The organism is Mesorhizobium sp. M7A.F.Ca.ET.027.02.1.1 (assembly GCF_004022985.1).
GTDB lineage: Bacteria > Pseudomonadota > Alphaproteobacteria > Rhizobiales > Rhizobiaceae > Mesorhizobium.
On the sequence record NZ_RZOL01000489.1, the window covers coordinates 1 to 4,184 of the forward strand.

Here is a 4,184-nt window from a genome sequence, read left to right on the forward strand (position 1 = left end):
CTGCTGCTCTCGGTCGATCTCGAAGACCGGGACAAGAAGCTTGCCGAGATAGAGGCGACGCTCAAGGCGCGGGACGAGAAACTCGCCGAGGCTCAGCAGCAACAGGCGGAATTCCTGAAACAGCAACGTGCGCTCGATGATGAGAAGCGCGAGATGGCGCTGACCATCGAAAGAAAGATTCAGGAAGGGCTGGACGCCGTTCGAATAAAGGCAAGGTCCGAAGCTGAAGATGGCCTCAAAATGAAGGTTGCGGAGAAAGAGGAACAGATCGCCGGCATGCAGCGTCAGATCGAGGAGCTGAAGCGCCGTGCCGAACAAGGCTCGCAGCAACTGCAGGGCGAGGTCCTCGAGCTCGAGTTGGAGTGCCTCATTGCCAGCCGCTTCCCGATGGACATCATCGAACCGGTCGCCAAGGGCGAGTTCGGCGGAGATGTTCTGCACCGCGTCGTCGGACCAGCCGGCCAGCCCTGCGGCGCCATTTTGTGGGAATCGAAACGCACCAAGAACTGGAGCCAGGGCTGGCTGGGTAAGCTCAGAGGCGATCAAAGAGCCGCGAGAGCGGATATCGCGCTGATGGTCTCGGAAGCGTTGCCTCCCGGCGTGGAAACCTTCGATCTAGTGGACGGAGTCTATGTCGCCCACCCCAAATGTGCGATCCCGATCGCAATCTTGCTCCGGCAATCCCTGATCGAGTTGGCCAACTCCCGCCTCGCCCAGGACGGCCAGGCCACCAAAATGGAGCAGGTCTATGGCTATCTGACCGGCCCTAGGTTCCGCCACCGAGTCGAGGCGATCGTCGAAAAGTTCTCGGATATGCAGGAGGACCTCGCCAAGGAACGCAAGGCCACAACACGCCTGTGGGCCAAGCGCGAGGCGCAGATCCAAGGGGTAATCGAGTCAACCGTCGGCATGTACGGCGACTTGCAGGGCATCGCCGGAAAAGTAATGCAGGAGATTGAGGGGCTGGATGTGCCAGCGATTGGAGCCTCTCCGCCCGAAATCGAATAGGTAACCATCACGCCGGCCAAGGCGATCAAGGACTCCCTCACAACGACTGAGCCGCAACAGGGGACGCGACCGAAAGAGTGGACTCGAGCCCCTCCTCCGCAGCCATCGCTTCGTCACGCTGACGGCGTTCACTTGGAACGGCCGAAGGCCCCGCCGTGCGGCGGAGCCCTCGTCGAGGCGATCAGTCCCGGTTGGGGCGAGACCAGATCAGCTGCAGGCCTTCCTCGCCTTCCACCTCGATCAAGGTGGCGTAGATCGGCGCGGGGAAGCTCGGGTCGTCCAGCTTGACCGAGAGGTAGTCGCGGCCCTCGTTGGAGACCTTCTGCCAGGCGGCTCCCAGTTCGACGCTACCCGAGTAGACGCGGAAGTGAGGACCCTTGTCGGAAGGGTTCTCGACGCGGATCAGCTTGGCCTTGACGTTGAGGTTGAGGGTCTTGATGGCGCCGGAAAAGCCGGCGTTGCCGTTTGAGGTGAAAGTGCCGATGGTAGCCATGATGTTGTCTCCGTGAGTTTCTCGGGCCGCGACCACCGCGACCTCGATAGCGGTCGACAGACCGGAGGCGATCGGCCCGCACCCACCAGGGTCCCGTTGCGCGTGCGCAATGGGGTGGTCCTTAGGGCCGGAACGACAGTGAAGGGCAGCCAGGGCGAGGCTTTCTTGTTTCGCGCGGAATGATGGCGAAGCCAGCAGGGGAAGAAAGTCGCGACCGGCTGTTGCGGGCTTGAGAACGAGGCGGAGCGTAGCGAAGACGGCCTTCGGTCAGACCAGCCACATCGAGGACGCAGGTGGTGCGCCCTTCCATGAAACCGCCGGCCAGACGACAAGGCGAACCTGGCGGCATGATCACCGCAACCGCAGCCACGGTGAGGCGCCATCAAACCCGGCCGTCCCCGTCACGCATCACAGCAGAACGACGGACAACCACAGCCGGAAAGGGACGCACCCGCCCCCACCACTTCGGTCGGTTGACGACCGGCCGCTTGGCGAAACTCCGAGGGTCCGGCATCTGCCGCTTAAAGATGGATGGCCGCTACACGGTCTCGGAAGATTATACCGGCCTGGACGTCGGCAGGGCTGGCTGATCTGCCTCGGACCGCTGGGCCACTACCCGAACTGACCGGTGCCACGGCGGGGCCTTCAGGCGGCTGCAGGGCACCGGCGTGGCTGAAGCCACCGACCTGTGCCAGGCGGGACGATTAGAGACCGCACATGCCCTCACATTCATTCGGCCAGAGGTCGAGCTGGCCGTCGTCGGCCGCTGTAGACAAATCGACTTCATCGAGGGGAGCGCCGGAGCGATGCAGGAAAACCTCGCCGCGTATGCTACGCAGGCCGGTGCGGATCGCCCGATCCACTCCACGGCATCGTCCCACGCGCGCGGTCGTTGTCCGCCACATGGCGTCACTATGTAGAGGCAGCCGATGCATCGCTCAGTCGCAAAACCCGAACAAAACTTGGGAGCTTTGCGACAGGCGCGAAGAGCCGAAGCCGTCCTCCGGCTCGGTGCTCCAAAATATCGTCGCTAGCGCCGGATGACGATAATCCCAGCCAGTACAATGAGAACGATACCGAGCATGGAAGCGGCATCCAGACGTTCCGAGAACAGCACGACGCCCCATAGCACTGCGAAGGCCAGATAGGAAAAGTCCCAGGTCGAAATGATCGACGATGGTCCCAACTGGTAGGCGATGGCCGTGCCAATGCTGCCGATCAGCATCATCATGCTCAAAAGCCCGATCAGCGCCCATTGGGTCCAGCCCATTGGAATCCACTCGCCCATGAACAGGCTTTGCCCGCGCTCGATCCCTGCCATCACGGTCGCCAGGCTCGCGCCACCTGCGAGAACGATCGCTATCAGGTTGAAGATCAGCGCCAGAACGAAGGGGTTTTCGCCACGGCTCTTGGTGCGCGTCAGCACCATCGCCAATGCGTAGAGAATGGCGGAAACCAGCGGCATCACGGCATGGATGCTAAGATCGCCGGCCTGCGGCTTCAGCATGAGCAGGACACCGACGAAGCCGAGGGCGACTCCGGCCCAACCTTGCACCCCGACAGGTTCCCTAATCCAAAAGGCTGCAAAAAGGGTGATGAACAGCGGGATCGTGTAATAGACCGCCGCGGCAATCGAGAAATCGAGGCGCGGTAGCGAAGCGTAGTAGATCACCAGGCTCGACAGAAGCAGACTGCTGCGCACGATGGCCCAGCCAGGATAGGCCGGGCGCAGCGATACCTGCGGCAAGCGCCATTTCAGAATCGAAATCAACAAGGGCAGCGTGACGCAGGACCGCAGGAAAATGAACTGCGACAGCGGCATATCCGAGATCGTGACCTTGATGATCGCATCCGCGATGGAAAGCGTCAGGTCGGTGAAAACCATTACCGCAACGGCGATGCCCACCTTGTCCCCCTTCGGGGCCGTCCGACAGATCGACATTTTCGCCTCCCCTGCTTCGTGCGCCGAGGCTACCGAGCCGGGAACGTTCCAACAATTCTGAATATACGGAAAGATTGTCCATGGTATTGTACAATGAGCAACAGCACGAAAGAGGATGCGAAGCTTTGGACGGCGTAGACGACATGATCCTTTTCGCCGAAGTCGCCGAAACGGGTAGCTTTACCCGTGCCGGGGGGCGGATCGGGATGCCCAAATCCACGGTCAGCCAGCGCATCGCCCAGCTCGAGGCCCGACTCGGGTTGCGGCTCCTCAACCGTTCCACCCGGCACGTCAGCCTCACCGGCAGCGGTCAGGTCTATCTCGAATACTGCCGCCGCGTTCGTGCAGAGGTCTCCGCCGCGACCATGGCGATGATCAATCTGAAGGAACAGCCTGTCGGGACGCTGAAGATCACCTGCCCGGAAGTAACAGCCAGCTATTTCATGCCGACCTTCCTACACGGATTTACCACGCAGTTTCCCCGGATCGCGGTCGAGCTGATCGCCACAAACCGGCATCTCGACATCATCCGCGAGCGGGTTGATTTCGCGTTTCGCGTTGGCACGACCACGGGTCTGGACCTGATCGTGCGGCGTATCTCCTCGATCAAACGGATTCTCGTCGCCGCCCCAACCTATCTGGCGGCTGGCAGTCCTCTTCGGGAACCGACCGATCTTCTAAATCACCGCTGCCTGGTGCATGATGCGCAGCCTGAATGGGTGTTCTCGTCAGACGACACAC

Annotated in this window: 4 protein-coding genes; 2 read left to right on the forward strand and 2 right to left on the reverse strand. The window is 61.4% G+C overall.

Features of this window, described 5'->3' with window-relative positions; all coding sequences use genetic code 11:
- Positions 1 to 1,008 (forward strand): DUF2130 domain-containing protein (locus EN749_RS31930; protein WP_128364653.1); only part of this gene is annotated, 1,008 nt, incomplete at its 5' end.
- Positions 1,009 to 1,189: 181 nt separating this feature from the next.
- Here EN749_RS31930 and EN749_RS31935 read toward each other — a convergent pair.
- Together EN749_RS31935 and EN749_RS31940 are read right to left on the reverse strand one after the other, a co-directional pair.
- A complete protein-coding gene (locus EN749_RS31935; protein WP_125000731.1) occupies positions 1,190 to 1,501 on the reverse strand; it encodes a DUF736 domain-containing protein in 312 nt (103 codons plus the stop codon).
- Between the two features lie 1,030 nt (positions 1,502 to 2,531).
- On the reverse strand, positions 2,532 to 3,407 hold the full coding sequence (locus EN749_RS31940) for a DMT family transporter (protein WP_189367844.1): 876 nt from the start codon (positions 3,405 to 3,407) through the stop codon (positions 2,532 to 2,534).
- 161 nt (positions 3,408 to 3,568) lie between these two features.
- Between EN749_RS31940 and EN749_RS31945 the strand changes: the two genes are divergently transcribed.
- On the forward strand, positions 3,569 to 4,184 hold a 616-nt coding region (locus tag EN749_RS31945; RefSeq protein ID WP_189367847.1), incomplete at its 3' end, for a LysR family transcriptional regulator.

What these genes read in the sequence shown, in the direction of transcription:
- EN749_RS31935 (WP_125000731.1), bottom strand. Translation starts at nt 1,501, where the DNA reads ATGGCTACCATCGGCACTTTCACCTCAAACGGCAACGCCGGCTTTTCC.